At 60.9% G+C, this 13,558-nt stretch carries 13 protein-coding genes and 3 pseudogenes; 5 read left to right on the forward strand and 11 right to left on the reverse strand.

Features of this window, described 5'->3' with window-relative positions:
* Positions 1-140: 140 nt before the first annotated feature.
* The 3 genes from AB5Y51_RS18445 to ilvY form a co-directional block, all read right to left on the reverse strand.
* Complete coding sequence (locus tag AB5Y51_RS18445) at positions 141-2,714, reverse strand: GNAT family N-acetyltransferase (RefSeq protein ID WP_368178936.1); 2,574 nt, start codon at positions 2,712-2,714, stop codon at positions 141-143.
* A 90-nt stretch (positions 2,715-2,804) separates the two neighbouring features.
* Positions 2,805-2,996 (reverse strand): hypothetical protein, encoded by a 192-nt coding sequence (locus AB5Y51_RS18450; protein ID WP_010676124.1) that lies wholly within the window; start codon positions 2,994-2,996, stop codon positions 2,805-2,807.
* Positions 2,997-3,103: 107 nt separating this feature from the next.
* On the reverse strand, positions 3,104-3,997 hold the full coding sequence (gene ilvY, locus AB5Y51_RS18455) for an HTH-type transcriptional activator IlvY (protein ID WP_368178938.1): 894 nt from the start codon (positions 3,995-3,997) through the stop codon (positions 3,104-3,106).
* 193 nt (positions 3,998-4,190) lie between these two features.
* Here ilvY and ilvC point away from each other — a divergent pair, with 193 nt between their 5' ends.
* Complete coding sequence (ilvC, locus tag AB5Y51_RS18460; protein WP_041214215.1) at positions 4,191-5,672, forward strand: ketol-acid reductoisomerase; 1,482 nt, start codon at positions 4,191-4,193, stop codon at positions 5,670-5,672.
* A gap of 163 nt (positions 5,673-5,835) precedes the next feature.
* Here the strand turns inward: ilvC and pgi are convergent, their stop codons facing one another.
* The gene (gene pgi, locus AB5Y51_RS18465; RefSeq protein WP_039040994.1) at positions 5,836-7,485 is read right to left on the reverse strand and encodes a glucose-6-phosphate isomerase; all 1,650 of its coding nucleotides are present in this window, start codon (positions 7,483-7,485) and stop codon (positions 5,836-5,838) included.
* 421 nt (positions 7,486-7,906) lie between these two features.
* On the opposite strand from pgi, the gene AB5Y51_RS18470 reads away from it, so the two are divergent.
* Complete coding sequence (locus tag AB5Y51_RS18470) at positions 7,907-8,095, forward strand: hypothetical protein (protein ID WP_029314882.1); 189 nt, start codon at positions 7,907-7,909, stop codon at positions 8,093-8,095.
* A 117-nt stretch (positions 8,096-8,212) separates the two neighbouring features.
* Here AB5Y51_RS18470 and AB5Y51_RS18475 read toward each other — a convergent pair whose 3' ends face one another.
* The 7 genes and pseudogenes from AB5Y51_RS18475 to coaBC all read right to left on the reverse strand — a co-directional run bounded on the left by AB5Y51_RS18475 (position 8,213) and on the right by coaBC (position 12,183).
* The gene (locus AB5Y51_RS18475) at positions 8,213-9,049 is read right to left on the reverse strand and encodes a mechanosensitive ion channel domain-containing protein (protein ID WP_039040993.1); all 837 of its coding nucleotides are present in this window, start codon (positions 9,047-9,049) and stop codon (positions 8,213-8,215) included.
* Between the two features lie 173 nt (positions 9,050-9,222).
* A pseudogene (locus tag AB5Y51_RS18480) lies at positions 9,223-9,306 on the reverse strand (nucleoid occlusion factor SlmA); the annotation flags it as partial.
* Between the two features lie 138 nt (positions 9,307-9,444).
* Positions 9,445-9,528, reverse strand: a pseudogene (locus AB5Y51_RS18485) (nucleoid occlusion factor SlmA); the annotation flags it as partial.
* 138 nt (positions 9,529-9,666) lie between these two features.
* Positions 9,667-9,768 (reverse strand): annotated as a pseudogene (locus AB5Y51_RS18490) (nucleoid occlusion factor SlmA); the annotation flags it as partial.
* 10 nt (positions 9,769-9,778) lie between these two features.
* Entirely contained in the window at positions 9,779-10,375 is a 597-nt protein-coding gene (gene slmA, locus AB5Y51_RS18495; protein ID WP_010676117.1) for a nucleoid occlusion factor SlmA, read from the reverse strand.
* Positions 10,376-10,445: 70 nt separating this feature from the next.
* The gene (dut, locus tag AB5Y51_RS18500; RefSeq protein WP_010676116.1) at positions 10,446-10,904 is read right to left on the reverse strand and encodes a dUTP diphosphatase; all 459 of its coding nucleotides are present in this window, start codon (positions 10,902-10,904) and stop codon (positions 10,446-10,448) included.
* Between the two features lie 76 nt (positions 10,905-10,980).
* Positions 10,981-12,183, reverse strand: a complete 1,203-nt coding sequence (coaBC, locus tag AB5Y51_RS18505; RefSeq protein ID WP_368178940.1) for a bifunctional phosphopantothenoylcysteine decarboxylase/phosphopantothenate--cysteine ligase CoaBC — start codon at positions 12,181-12,183, stop codon at positions 10,981-10,983.
* Positions 12,184-12,330: 147 nt separating this feature from the next.
* Here coaBC and radC point away from each other — a divergent pair, with 147 nt between their 5' ends.
* The 3 genes from radC (at position 12,331) to rpmG (ending at position 13,557) form a co-directional block, all read left to right on the forward strand.
* Positions 12,331-13,005, forward strand: coding sequence for a DNA repair protein RadC (gene radC, locus AB5Y51_RS18510; protein ID WP_039040991.1), 675 nt, complete (start codon positions 12,331-12,333; stop codon positions 13,003-13,005).
* A gap of 136 nt (positions 13,006-13,141) precedes the next feature.
* Positions 13,142-13,378: a 50S ribosomal protein L28 gene (gene rpmB / locus AB5Y51_RS18515; protein ID WP_005307492.1), complete on the forward strand. Its 237-nt coding sequence runs from the start codon at positions 13,142-13,144 to the stop codon at positions 13,376-13,378.
* Positions 13,379-13,389: 11 nt separating this feature from the next.
* Entirely contained in the window at positions 13,390-13,557 is a 168-nt protein-coding gene (rpmG, locus tag AB5Y51_RS18520) for a 50S ribosomal protein L33 (protein WP_005323752.1), read from the forward strand.
* Position 13,558: the final 1 nt, after the last annotated feature.

The following is a 13,558-nucleotide window of genomic DNA, read 5'->3' on the forward strand; positions in this document are numbered from 1 at the left end:
GTGTGGCATTCGCCATGCGAGAGTAGGACACTGCCAGGCACCCAACACGAAGAACCCCGCTCACTCGAGCGGGGTTTTTTATTGCCTGAAATTCACGTTATCCATCCATATCTGGTTGATTTACCACCACAATTGTATCGTTATACAACCTGATCAGCACAGGGCAGCTCCATATTGACTATCCCATCTTCCAGCTGAATATCGATCTTGAAACCGAGCCGTTTGGCCAGATTGATCATGCCGCGATTGCTGGGCATGGTCATGCCAGAGAGCTGGCCTATGCCACGCTCTCTGGCATAGCGCACGATCTTTTCCATCATCAACTTGCCGAGTCCGAGCCCTTTCAAGTCCGAGCGGACCAGGATGGCAAACTCCGCATCCGATTGATCCGGGCTGGCAATGGCTCGCACCACTCCCAGGATCTGCTGGCTGAAAGGGCCGTCCTGACCCACGGCGACGAAGGCCATTTCCCGGTCATAATCGATCTGGGTCATGCGGGCCAGCTCCTCATGTCCCAGCTCCCCCACGTCGGCGAAAAAGCGTTTGTACCTGTCTTCATCAGACACCTGCCGCACGAACTGCTTGTGGGCCGGCTCGTCTTCGGGGCGGATGGGGCGCAGCAGCACATGACTCTGATCTTTCAGCCAGGCACCCTCTTCCAGCTCGGTGGGATAGGGGCGAATGGCCAGTGGCAGCACTTGTTGTCCTCGCTCTGCCAAGACGAGCCGGGCATCCAGGATCACCATCTCTTCGCCACAGGCTTGCAGCGGGTGCAGATCCAGTTCTTGTATCTCGGGGAAGGCCAGCAGCAGCTCGGAGAGCTGGCACAGCACCTGGCCGAGGGCGTCGATATCGAGCCGTACCGGACTGGCCTGCTCGCGGATCTTGCCATCCTTGAGGGCACCAATGATCTGGTAGCGAGCCAGTGCCTGGTTGAGGGGAGGGAGTGCCGCGACCATCTCGCGGGGCTCGGCACCGGATTCCCCGAGCAGGATGACGGGGCCGAAGACCGGATCCTGTTGCAAGCGGATCCGCAGCTCCAGACCCCCACTGCGGCGTGCCATGCGTTGTACCAGAAGCCCTTCTATGCGGGCGCCAGGATCGTGCTGACGTACCCTGTCCAGAATGGCATCCGCCGCCTGGGCGACTTCCGCCGAGGTGCGCAGGTTCAGCATGACACCGTGTACATCGGATTTGTGGGCGATGTCGGGAGATCGCAGCTTCATCGCTACGGGGTAGCCGATCTGTTCTGCAGTCAGTGCGGCCTCGATGGCATCGGAAACGATCCAGGTCGCGAGGGTGGATAGCCCGGCTGCCTGCAAGATGGGGTGGGCCAGGTGGGTATCCAGTACCCGCTGCTGACGGTCCAGCGCTTGCCCAAGGAGCTGCTGGCAGCGCTCGACATCGAGCCTGTCGCCCTGCAGGGAGGCTGGTGTTTCCATCAACTGCTTCTGGTTGCGGCGATATTCCACCATGTGCATGAAGGCCGTGACGGCGCTTTCCGGGGTGCGATAGGTCGGGATGCCCGCCTCGTTGAACAGGCGTCTCCCCTCCTGGGCGGAGTATTCGCCTGCCCAGTTGGTCAGGATGTTGAATCGTCTGGCCCTGGGATGCTGCTTGATGAAGTCGATCAGGCTGCTGGCGAGGGTGACACCTCGGGCGGTGAGGGACGGTGCATGGATCAGCAGGATGGCATCGGCACTGTCCCCTTGGAGCAGCGTCTCGAGTGTACTCTTGTAGGCCTCGATATCTGCATCGCTGCCGATGTCGAGGGGTGGCATCGCCAGCTTGCCTCCCCGAGACAGCAGTACGTCTGCGGCCATGTTGGCGAGGCCGCGCCCGTTGGAGAGGATGGCGAGCCGCTCCCCCTTGAGGGTCAGGGAGTGGCTCAGGGTCTCGACAGTAGCAAACAGTTCGTGGGTATCCCGGACGCGCAGCATGCCAGCCCGGCGGATGGCGGCATCATAGACATTGTCGAGACCGTTGGCCGGGTCGTGCCGACCGCTCTTGAGGATCAGGATGGGTTTGTTGCGCGAGGCGGCACGGGCGGCGGAGAGAAAGTGCCTGGCATCGTGCAGCTTGTCCATGTAGATCAGGATGGCGCGGGTCGTCCCGTCCCGGGAGAGCTGATCCAGCAGTTGGCCAAAGTCGATGTCGCAATGATCGCCCAGGGAGATGAAGGCCGAGAAGCCGATTTCGCGCTGCTTGGCCCAATCCAGGATGGTGGTGCTGACCGCTGCCGACTGGGAGAGAAACGCCACCTGTCCCGGAGTCGCTGCAATGGGGGAAAAGCTGGCGTTGATACCCTGCCCGGGGAGCAGCATGCCCATGCTGTTGGGGCCGAGCAGCCGGATGCCGTATTGCTGGCACAGATGCTTGAGCCGCAGGCGCTCGTCAGTGGAGAACTGGGCGGCCAGTATGATGGCGGCTCCGGTTCCTTTCTTGCCGAGCTCCTCGATGAGCGGCAGTACCCGTTCGCGCCGGGTACAGACGATGGCGAGATCGGGGGAGAGGGGAAGGCTCTCTATGTCCGGATAGGCGAGCACGCCAGCGACGGCCTGGCTGCGGGGGGCTACGGGTAGTATAGGGCCCTGGAACTGACCCGCCAGCAGGTGCCGGATGACCACATGGCCTGCCTTCTGCGGATCACTGGAGGCGCCGATGACGGCGATCGAGTGAGGTTTGAAGAGCCGATCCAGGCCGCTTTGTTTCATGGGCACTCCTCGTGGTGGCCCCCGGGGCGAGGGGGACGGATGGTGCCAGTCTAATACGCTTTGCGTGCGGGTTCTGTGACCGATTGCGGATCACGATCTGGCCAGTGCGCTGGCGCGCAGATAAAAGCGCAGCTCCCCCTGAATGCATTGCACCGTGGCGAGGTGCCTGTCCTGGAGATAGATCTCCTGCTCCCGATCGAGTTCATGGCGCTGGACCCCGAGGCTTTGCAGATATTCTGCGAACAGGATGGCACTGCGGATTTCGACAAGATGCTGGCTCACGCTCTATTCCTTGATGGTGGCTGGATGGTGCCGGCCAGTGTCCCCTCTTCTCCCCCACTTTCATACTGATACATTTGACACTCACTGTGGCTCTGACGCCTGCCGGATCAGCGAAGGCCTCCCTGGCCGCGTGCAGTATCCCAGAAGGCGCGGATCAGCGGCTCTTCCAGCCGCTTCTTGAGCACGGCGATACCGACGTCGAACGCCTTGAGCGCCGGTTTGGGCTCGACCACACGCACCTTGTCCCCCATGGGGCTGTGATCGATGACGGCGGCAGGCACGACACCTACACCGAAGCCGAGGGCCACCATGGCGACGATGCCCTCGTTGCCCGCCACTTCTGCATAAATGTTGGGAGCTATCCCCTTGTTGCGAAACCATTGATCACAGCGCTTTCGGGCCAGCCCCTGTTCGGAGAGGATCAGCGGCAGGCGCTCCCAGTCAGGTTCGCCCTGGGGGAACCACTGACCCTGCTGGGGGGCATTGCGGGGGGCGATGAACACCAGAGGGACTTGTTGCAGGCTGGCGAATTCCAGCTTGGACGAGAGCGCATCCGGCCTCGCTGCGATGGCGAGATCGGCTTCGTCAGCCAGGATCTTATCCACTGCCAGTGCCGGGTCGCCGGTCTCCAGCTTGATCTCCAGCTGGGGATAACGGCGACGAAAGCGTTCCAGTACCTCGGGCAGCAGAAAGTAGCTGGCGGTGACCGAGCAGAACACCCGCAGCCGCCCTTGCAGCGGCTCGTCGCTGCGCTTGAGCTCCTGTTTGAGTTGGCGCCACTCCAGCAGCAAGGCACCGCCAAACTCCCGCAGCTTGTCACCAGCAGGGGTGAGCCGCACCGAGCGGTTGTCCCGCTCGAACAGCACGCAGCCGGTCTCCTGTTCCAGTCGCTGGATGGCGCGGCTCAGGGTGGAGGGGCTGACCGCCATGGCATCGGCGCTTTTGCCGAAGTGGAGGGAGTCGGCGAGGTGGAGAAACAGTTCGAGATTGCGAAGGTCCATCTTTTTATTCCTGCGGCGTTGTCAGGCGCCCTGTAGCACGATGGCTCGGCGGCGGGAGATTGCGGGAAATCATATTTCAATTCCTGCAACGTACTGTTTCGAATATATCAGTTCAGGCAATAAGTGTCCCGCGCTATAGTGGTTTCGACAACGCCGCTATCCGGCATGGAATCAATCGAACGGAGCAATCACCATGGCTAACTATTTCAACACCTTGAACCTGCGTCAGCAGTTGGCCCAACTGGGCAAGTGTCGTTTCATGCAGCGCGAAGAGTTCGCGGACGGCTGCAACGTGCTGAAGGGCAAGAAGGTGGTGATTGTGGGCTGTGGCGCCCAGGGCTTGAACCAGGGTCTGAACATGCGCGACTCCGGGCTGGACATCTCCTACGCCCTGCGCAAGGCCGCCATCACCGAGAAGCGCGCCTCCTGGCAGAAGGCCACCGACAACGGCTTCGTGGTCGGCACCTATGAAGATCTGATCCCGACCGCCGATCTGGTGCTGAACCTGACTCCGGACAAGCAGCACTCCGACGTAGTCAAAACCGTGATGCCGCTGATGAAGCAGGGCGCCGCTCTGGGCTACTCCCACGGCTTCAACGTGGTGGAAGAGGGTCAGCAGATCCGTTCCGACATCACCGTCGTGATGGTTGCACCCAAATGCCCGGGCACCGAAGTGCGTGAAGAGTACAAGCGTGGTTTCGGCGTACCGACCCTGATCGCCGTCCACCCGGAGAATGATCCCCAGGGTGAGGGCATGGCCATCGCCAAGGCGTGGGCCTCTGCTACCGGTGGCGACCGTGCCGGCGTGCTGGAATCCTCCTTCGTCGCGGAAGTGAAATCCGACCTGATGGGCGAGCAGACCATTCTGTGCGGCATGCTGCAGGCCGGTTCCCTGCTCTGCTACGACAAGCTGGTTGCCGAGGGCACCGACCCGGCCTATGCCGGCAAGCTGATCCAGTTCGGCTGGGAGACCATCACCGAGGCCCTGAAGCAGGGTGGCATCAGCCTGATGATGGACCGTCTCTCCAACCCGGCCAAGCTGCGTGCCTTCGAGCTCTCCGAGCAACTGCGCACCCTGATGCGTCCGCTGTTCGAGAAGCACATGGATGACATCATCGCCGGCGAGTTCTCCCGCGGCATGATGGCTGACTGGGCCGAAGACGATGCCAAGCTGTTCGGCTGGCGCGAAGAGACCGGCAAGTCCGCCTTCGAGAATGCCCCTGCCTATGCCGGCAAGATCGCCGAGCAGGAGTACTTCGACAATGGCGTGGTCATGGTGGCCATGGTCAAGGCGGGTGTCGAGCTGGCGTTCGAAACCATGGTGGCCTCCGGCATCTATGAAGAGTCCGCCTACTACGAGTCTTTGCACGAGCTGCCGCTGATCGCCAACACCGTCGCCCGCAAGCGTCTGTACGAGATGAACGTGGTCATCTCCGATACCGCGGAGTACGGCAACTACCTGTTCGCCAACGCCGCCGTGCCGCTGTTGCGCGAGCACTTCATGCCGACCCTGCAAGCAGGGGACCTGGGCAGTGCCCGTGCCGAGAGCAAGGCGGTGGACAACCTGGCCTTGCTGGCTGCCAACGAAGCGACCCGCAACCACCCGATCGAGAAGATCGGCCAGACCCTGCGTGGTTACATGAAGGACATGAAGCGTATTGCCGTCGGCGGTTAAGCCTTCGCTGAGCGGCATCGGAAGGGGCGGGGATGACGATCCCCGTTACTGGCTGGCTTAGACACCTGGCCTGTCGTCCGGATGATGCAAACAGACAGATTGAAGCCTATAAAAAAGCCCCGCTCATCGAGCGGGGCTTTTGCATTCTGGAGGGCGGGAGCAATCAGGCCTTCCAGGCTTTCCAGGTGTTGATCAGGCCGTTGGTGGAGCCGTCGTGGCTGGTGACGGCCTCATCGGTGCCCAGCTCCGGCAGGATCTTGTTGGCCAGCTGTTTGCCCAGCTCCACACCCCACTGGTCGAAGGAGAAGATGTTCCAGATTGCGCCCTGTACGAAGATCTTGTGCTCGTACATGGCGATCAGGGAGCCGAGGGTTTTCGGGGTCAGCTGCTTGAACAGGATGGAGTTGGTCGGGCGGTTGCCTTCGAACACCTTGAACGGCACCAGATCCTTGACCTGCTCCAGCGTCTTGCCGGCGGCCAGGAACTCGGCCTCCACCGCTTCCTTGCTCTTGCCGAAGGCCAGGGCCTCGGTCTGGGCGAAGAAGTTGGCCAGGAGCTTCGGATGGTGGTCACCGATGGGGTTATGGCTGATGGCCGGCGCCAGGAAGTCGCAGGGGATCAGCTTGGTGCCCTGATGGATCAGCTGGTAGAAGGCGTGCTGGCCGTTGGTACCCGGCTCACCCCAGATGATGGGACCGGTCTGGTAGTCAACCGGATTGCCGTCGCGATCCACGTACTTGCCGTTGGACTCCATGTTGCCTTGCTGGAAGTAGGCAGGGAAGCGATGCATGTACTGATCGTACGGCAGGATGGCTTCGGACTCGGCGCCATGGAAGTTGTTGTACCACAGGCCGATCAGGGCCAGCAGTACGGGCACGTTCTGCTCATAGGCGGCAGTGGCGAAGTGCATGTCCATCTCGAAGGCGCCTTGCAGCAGGGCCTCGAAGTGCTCGAAGCCGAGGGAGAGGGCGATGGGCATGCCGATGGCGGACCAGGAGGAGTAGCGGCCGCCGACCCAGTCCCAGAACTCGAACATGTTGTCGGTGTCGATGCCAAACTCGGCCACGGCCTTGCCGTTGGTCGACAGGGCGGCGAAGTGCTTGGCCACGTGAGCCTTGTCACCGGCGTGACCGAGGAACCAGTCGCGGGCGGTCAGGGCGTTGGTCATGGTCTCCTGGGTGGTGAAGGTCTTTGAGGCGACCAGGAACAGGGTGGTTTCCGGATCGATCTTCTTGAGCGTCTCGGCGATGTGGGTGCCGTCGACGTTGGAGACGAAGTGCATCTCCAGGTGATTCTTGTAGGGGCGCAGGGCCTCGGTGATCATGACGGGGCCCAGATCGGAGCCACCAATGCCGATGTTGACCACGTGCTGGATGGCCTTGCCGGTATAGCCCTTCCACTCGCCACCGATGACCTTCTCGCAGAAGCCCTTCATCTTGGCCAGTACGGCGTTCACTTCCGGCATCACGTCCTTGCCGTCAACCTCGATGGGACGGTCGGAGCGGTTGCGCAGGGCGGTGTGCAGTACGGCGCGCCCTTCGGTCATGTTGATCTTGTCGCCGTTGAACATGGCGTCGATGGCGCTGCGCAGATCGGTCTCGCCAGCCAGGTTCACCAGCAGCTTGAGGGTCTCTTCGGTGATCAGGTTCTTGGAGTAGTCGACCAGGATGTCGCCACCGAAGGTGAGGGAGAACTTGTCAAAACGCTTGGGATCCTGTGCGAACAGATCCTTGAGACGCATCTCCTTGTTGGCTGCAAAATGGGCTTCCAGTGCCTGCCAGGCCTGGGTCCGGGTTGGATTGATATTTTTCATAGGATTATCAGTCTTCCAAGTTGTGTTTGAACCTTGCAGGCAAGGCTCCCGCCAAACCTTATTATGCGAGCATTATACCGGGCACTCCGTGCGCCCCGTGTAACAGAGCATTACCAATTGTCTGCAACGAGGGAGTGTACAACCAAAACAGTGCGATTATGAGTCACCCAGTACCCCGGGATCTTGCGTTCGCGCATGCTTGTTCGGGTTGAAAAGGCTTTCATTTCAAGGGGAGCACGGCCGTGGCGCTGGAAAGCTGGCGTGACAGATAAAAGGGTATTCAACAGACGCTCATCGGACGGTTTTTTGAGCAGGCGCAAATGGCGGGCAACAGACGCTGGCTACCATATGAGCCGAATGGACGAGATCTCCCAGGGATGGCCAAGGTATGGAATCAATGGTGTGGAATGAGGAGATCGAGATGAAAGCCCTGTTATCCCTGTTTGCCCTGAGCCTGATCGCCACCGGCCTCATCGGTTTGCTGACCCTGACGCTGGCCAATGCGGCGCCGACGCTGGAGATCCGCGTGCTGGCGGTGATCGGTGCAGTGCTGGGGGGCTATGTGCTGATGCAGCCCCTGCTCAACCGGGTCGCACGTCGGCTGGGGTGAGAACGCGGTGCTATCTGGTGCGCAAGACCGGCCTGTGGCCGGTTTTTTTCATGTCACAGCAAGGCAGAAACGACAGTGCCAGCCCGAAGGCTGGCACTGGAGAACGCACACCGAGGATCAATCCGCCGTCTTCTGCATGTGGACCACACGCTGGGGGAAGGGGATCTCAATGCCCTCGGCGTCGAAGGTGAGCTTCACCTTCTCGTGGAAGTCGAACCAGACACCCCAGTAATCACCGGTCTTGACCCAGGGACGCACCACGATGTTGACTGAGGAGTCGGCCAGCGCGGCAACGGCAATGGTGGCTGCCGGCTCCTTCAGGATGCGGGGCTCTTCGCTCACCAGCCGCTCCAGGATCTGTTTGGCCTTGCGCAGGTCGGAGCCGTAGCCGATGCCGAAGGTCATGTCGACGCGGCGGGTATCCATGCGCGAGTAGTTGACGATGGTGCCGTTGAGGATGGCGGAGTTCGGCACTACCACCATCTTGTTGTCACCGGAGGTGAGGGTGGTGGTGAAGAGCTGGACCGATTGCACAACGCCATTGGTGCCTGCCACCTCGATAAATTCCCCTGCCTTGATGGGGCGGAAGATGATGAGCAGGAAACCGGCGGCAAAGTTGGAGAGAGAGCCCTGCAGCGCCAGACCGATGGCCAGACCGGCGGCACCGATAATGGCGACGAAGGAGGCGGTCTGCACCCCGACCCGGCCCAGGGCGGCGATCACCACGAACACCAGGATGGTGTATTTGAGGATGCTGCCGACGAAGTGGGTGACGGTGGTGTCCAGCTTGCGGGTCTGCATCACCTTGACCACGCCACCGCTGAGAAGGTTGGCTGCAATGTAACCGACCAGCAGGGTGATCAGGGCGGCGGCGATGTTGACCGCATACTCGATGATCAGCCCCTGGTTGTTGGTCAGCCAGGTCTGTGCTTCGGTAATGATCTCGGGTTCCATAGGATGTCCTGTTGGTGTGAAGATTTATGGCAGATGAATCTAACACTTGAGCGCGACAAGCTGGGTCGCATCTGGTGCTTGTCTCTTCTTTTGTGCCACAAAAAGCAAGGGAGGCCAAGGCCTCCCGTTTTGTCACAACCCTGCTGGCGCAGGGACGCTGGGCATGTACGCACTCAGCTTTGCAGCTGCTGGCTGCGGATGAACTGCCACTGATCTTCAAACCCGGCGGTGGGTTTGACTGTGAACTCGGAGCGGACGTGCATTGGTTGATGCGGTCTGCTGGCTCAGCTTTGCAGCAGCTGGCTGCGGATAAACTGCCACTGATCTTCAAACCCGGCAGTGGGCTTGATTGTGAGCTCGGAGCGGACGTGCAGTGGTTGATGCGGTCTGCTGGCTCAGCTTTGCAGCAGCTGGCTGCGGATAAACTGCCACTGATCTTCAAACCCGGCAGTGGGTTTGATTGTGAGCTCGGAGCGGACGTGCATTGGTTGATGCGGTCTGCTGGCTCAGCTTTGCAGCAGCTGGCTGCGGATGAACTGCCACTGATCTTCAAACCCGGCGGTGGGTTTGATTGTGAGCTCGGAGCGGACGTGCATTGGTTGATGCGGTCTGCTGGCTCAGCTTTGCAGCAGCTGGCTGCGGATAAACTGCCACTGATCTTCAAACCCGGCAGTGGGCTTGATTGTGAACTCGGAGCGGGACGTGCATTGGTTGATGCGGTCTGCTGGCTCAGCTTTGCAGCAGCTGGCTGCGGATAAACTGCCACTGATCTTCAAAGCCGGCAGTGGGCTTGATTTTGAACTCCGAGCGGACGAACTGGCTGATGCGGCCCTCGGTATAGGCCAGCAGCAGGTTGGCCAGCATGGTCTCGTCGAGCTGGAAGCCCTGGCCTTCCCGCAGCCGTTTCTCGCGCAGTACCTGCTTGATCTGGGTCTCCAGCTTGTCGAACAGGATGCTGATGCGATCCCGCAGCCGATCGTGTTCGCCCAGCAGGGCATCGCCATTGAGAATGCGGGTGATGCCGGGGTTGCGCTCGGCGAACACCAGCAGCAGCTGCAGTATGTGATGGCAGCGGGCCATGGTGTCCTTCTCTTCGGCCATGATCAGGTTGACCCGTGACAGCAGGGAATCCTCGATAAAGTCGATCAGCCCTTCGAACATCCTCGCCTTGCTGGGAAAATGCCGGTAGAGGGCCGCCTCGGACACGCCCACCTCGGCCGCGAGGCGTGCCGTGGTGATGCGCTGGCCCGGGCTGGTTTCCAGCATGTGGGCGAGTGCCTGCAGGATCTGATCGCGCCGACTCTGTTTCTGGTTACTGCTTGCCATGGATTCCCCTAAAAAAACAATGGCTTGATTCTATTATTTGGCACGTGCCCCAGGGGGCCGTGTGGTCTTGTTATTGGCGACCAGAAGAACCAAACCCGCCTTCACCCCGTTCACTCTGATTGAATTCGTCGACCAGCTGGAAGCTGGCCTGTACCACCGGCAGGATCACCAGCTGGGCGATGCGCTCGCCAGGCTGCATGGTGAAGCTGTCGTTGCCACGGTTCCAGACCGAGACCATCAACTGACCCTGGTAGTCGGAGTCGATGAGGCCGACCAGGTTGCCCAGCACGATGCCGTGCTTATGGCCGAGGCCGGAGCGGGGCAGGATGGTGGCGCACAGACCCGGATCCTGGATGTGAATGGCCAGCCCGGTCGGCACCAGCGTGGTGTCGCCTGGGGCCAGGGTCAGCGGGGCATCCAGCAGGGCGCGCAAGTCCATGCCAGCGGAGCCCGGTGTGGCGTAAGCGGGCAGCGGGAAGTCGGTGCCGATGCGGGCATCCAGGATTTTCAGTTCAATTTGTGTCGTCATGAATCTTTTTCAATTGGATCGCCTGGCGATCGGGTGGTACTGCAGGAGCCTGGGGCTCCCGGCATGTGCAATGGGCTCAGGGTCGATAATGGCGTGCAATCAGGGCGACAAGATGACGGGCGAGCGTCAGCTTATCGGCCAAGGGCAGGGCGGCTTGACCCCCTTGCCAGAAGACGGTCAGGGCGTTGTCATCGGCATTGAAGCCCTGGCCTGCACGGGACACATCGTTGGCGGCGATCATGTCCAGCCGCTTACGTCGAAGTTTGTCGAGGGCGTATTGTTCCACATCCACGGTTTCGGCGGCAAATCCGACGGTGAAGGGTTTGTCTGACAACGCCCCCACATCGGCGATGATGTCGGGGTTTTTGACCAGGGTCAGCTGCATCTGGTCGTTGTCGCCGGTCTTCTTGATCTTTTGCTCGGCCACCTGGGCGGGACGGTAGTCGGCGACGGCAGCGCAGCCGATAAAGAGGTCGCACTCACCGACCCGGCTCATCACCGCTTCGTGCATCTGCAGGGCACTCTCCACATCGATGCGGGTAACGCCGGCCGGGGTGGCCAGTGCCACCGGGCCGCTCACCAGGGTCACCTCCGCGCCCGCTTCGCGCGCGGCGCGGGCGATGGCGTAGCCCATCTTGCCGGAGCTGTGGTTGCTGATATAGCGCACCGGATCCAGCGCCTCCCGGGTCGGCCCGGCGGTGAGCAGCAACCTGACGCCGGTCAGGAGCGGTTCGGCGGCGAGCTGCTGGCAGCAGCGTTCCACCAGTTCCAGGGGATCCAGCATCCGGCCCGGGCCTACATCGCCGCAGGCCTGGCTGCCGGAGTCTGGCCCCCACAGCTGAATGCCGCGCTCGGCGAGGGTCTGGAGGTTGGCCTGGGTGGCGGCGTTGCGGTACATCTGCTGGTTCATGGCTGGCGCCAGGGCGATAGTCGCCGGGGTGGCAAGGCAGAGGGTGGTGAGCAGCTCGTCCGCCATGCCGGCGGCCATGCGGGCCATCAGGTTGGCGCTGGCGGGGGCGATCAGCACCAGATCGGCCCACTTGGCCAGCTCGATGTGGCCCATGCCCGCCTCGGCAGCCGGGTCGAGCAGACTGTCGGCCACCGGGTGGCCTGAGACGGCTTGCAGGGTCAGCGGGGTGATGAACTCCTTGGCGGAGCTGGTCATCACCACTCGCACCTCGGCCCCCTGATCTTTCAGGCGACGTACCAGTTCGGCACTCTTGTAGGCGGCGATCCCACCACTGACACCCAACAGGATGCGTTTATCGGCCAATCTCATCTGCTGCTTCTCTTCCGGCTCACTCTGACTGGTCGGCTAAGATAGCACAGGCAATGGGTGGCGACAGAGGCTGACATGGGGGAGTTGTGGTCGGGCTCGCGGGATTCTTTGCTATGTTTTCTCTCAATAGTTATGAGGGAGAGACAAATGAGCATCAAGGAGTGGCCGGAAGAGGAGCGCCCGAGGGAAAAGCTGCTGCGCCGAGGGGCGGCGACGCTCTCCGATGCCGAACTGCTGGCCATCTTCCTGCGCACCGGGGTCAGCGGGTTGAGTGCGGTGGATCTCTCTCGCCAGTTGTTGCAGCAGTTTGGTTCCCTGCGGGCACTGCTGGGAGCCGAGCAGCAGGATTTTTGTGGCGCTCACGGGCTGGGACCTGCCAAGTATGCCCAGTTGCAGGCGGTGCTGGAGATGGGGCGGCGCCATCTGGCCGAACAGTTGCAACGGGGAGAGGCGCTCACCTCGCCCGGGCTTACCCGTGACTTTCTGCAAGCCCAGTTGCGGGATCGGGGGCGGGAGGTGTTCGCCCTGCTGCTGCTAGACAACCAGCATAGGGTCATCCGGTTTGTCGAACTTTTTTACGGCACCCTCGACTCGGCGAGCGTCTGGCCCAGAGAAATCGTGCAGATCGCGCTCAAACATAATGCAGCCGCCGTGATTCTGGCGCATAATCACCCGTCCGGCGTGGCCGAGCCCAGTCGGGCGGACCGCCAGATCACGGATCGGATCCTGGCCGCCCTGGCCCTGGTCGATATCAGAGTGCTTGATCACCTGGTGATCGGTGATGGCATCACGGTTTCTTTCGCAGAGCGTGGTTGGTTGTGACTGGGCTCTGGCACTGTATTAGTTGATCTTTGATCACGGATGCTGTATAAAATGCCGCCTTCTGTTTGCCCCGCAATCGAAGGCCAGCGGGGCAGATATTTGCTCGAGCAATGAAGTAAGATTTGGAGAGACTGACATGTCTAGAGTATGCCAAGTAACCGGCAAGCGCCCGGCAGTTGGTAACAACCGTTCGCACGCTAACAACGCTACCAAGCGTCGTTTCCTGCCGAACCTGCACACTCACCGTTTCTGGGTTGAGAGTGAAAAACGCTTCGTGAGCCTGCGCGTATCCGCAAAAGGCATGCGTATCATCGACAAGCGCGGCGTTGAAGTGGTTCTGGCTGAACTGCGTGCCAGCGGCGTTAAGGTATAAGGAATTAGATCATGGCTAAAGGTATTCGCGATAAGATTCGCCTGAACTCCAGCGCCGGTACTGGTCACTTCTATACCACTACCAAGAACAAGCGCACCATGCCCGAAAAAATGGAGATCAAGAAATTTGATCCCGTGATTCGTCAGCATGTGATCTACAAAGAAGGCAAAATCAAGTAAT

This window comes from Aeromonas sp. R7-1 (assembly GCF_040908115.1).
GTDB classification, from domain to species: Bacteria; Pseudomonadota; Gammaproteobacteria; order Enterobacterales; family Aeromonadaceae; genus Aeromonas; species Aeromonas caviae.